We start from the raw sequence: 1,407 nt of genomic DNA, 5'->3' as shown, positions 1-1,407 counted from the left end.
TGCGTCTGGACAATTTCGAGACCTGCTGGGGTGTGGTGAACGCCGAAGACAAGACGCCACCGGCGGTGGTGACGACGCCCGATGACGTAGAACTGCTGTGCACGGACCTGGAGGCGATCTCGCTGACCATGCTGGACGTAAGCATCAGCCGCTGCTGGGAGGTAGCCAACGACGGTAACGGCAACTTCACGACCGTTCCCGGTACGATGGCCACGGCCCTGCGTGACCGTCTGGACCTGGACGCCGATGCGCTGGGAGCCGCCATCACGGCAACCTTCTCTGACGGCTGCGCCCCGCGCCTGCAGGTGTGCGTGAACGACGTGGCGACCTTCGACGAAGAAGACCCCGAGTGTAACGACGTGGTGATCACGCGTACGTTTACGGCCACGGAACTGGATAACTGCGAGAACGCAGCCGGTGAAGAGAACGGCCCGGCGGTGACCTCCTTCGAGATCACCTTCGTACGGCCCAGCCTGGCGGACGTGGAACCGGCCGGAGACGTGCTGGACGTAGCCGAGTACGAATGCGACGAGAGCCTGACGCTGGGCGCCAACGGTAACCCCGTTCCCCGCGATGAGGACCTGCCCTTCTTCACCTACGGTGATGCGGTAGTGCCGCTGACCATTAACGGTACGATCTGTAACCTGGCGCTGACCTATGAAGACGGTCCTCGCCTGCAGACCTGCCCGAACACTTACAAATTTGTCCGGACCTACACGGTCATCGACTGGTGTGAGCCCGGTGCCCCGCGCACCTACACCCAGGTGGTCAAGGTGGGCGACACCACGGCACCTGACTTCACGGCTCCCACGCAGGACCGCGACTTTGACGGCACCATCGACGATGGCCCGCTGGAGTTCAGCACCAACGCTGGTGATGTTTGTGCGGCCTACATCCGCCTGGACGATCCGAGCATCGTACTGACGGACAACTGTAGCGCCGGCATCGAGCTGAAAGCTGACATCTACCCCTTCCAGGACCTGAACGGCGCCCCCATCGGCACCTTCTTCCTGGACCTGAACGACGGTGATGCGGAGATTGCCGGTCCGATTCCTGCCGGTACGCACACCCTGCGTTACACCTACACGGACGACTGTGGTAACGCTGACTTCACCGACGTACCCTTCACGGTCATCGACCGTACGGCTCCCGTAGCCATCTGTGAAGACGGCCTGAACGTGAGCCTGACTTCCGGTTCTTCTACCGGTGGTGCCAGCACTGGTGTTGCTGTTCTGACCCCCGAGATGATCGACAACGGTTCTTACGATGACTGTGGCGAGGTAACGCTGCACATCGGCCGCGTACGCCAGCTGGCTAACGGCACCTACGAACTGCTGCCCGGCGCGGTGTACACCGACGAGCTGCTGCTGACCTGTGCTGACCTGGGCAACGTCCTGGTTGGTCTGC

The 1,407-nt window shown here is 62.3% G+C and carries 1 pseudogene; it reads left to right on the top strand.

The features are described 5' to 3' along the window. A pseudogene (locus tag E1J53_RS24060) lies at positions 1-1,407 on the top strand (hypothetical protein); the annotation flags it as partial.

Origin of the sequence: Lewinella sp. W8, assembly GCF_004375085.3 — a bacterium.
Taxonomy (GTDB): Bacteria; Bacteroidota; Bacteroidia; order Chitinophagales; family Saprospiraceae; genus Neolewinella.
The sequence above is the reverse complement of the archived record's forward strand: the minus strand, read 5'-3'. Positions and strand labels throughout refer to the sequence as shown.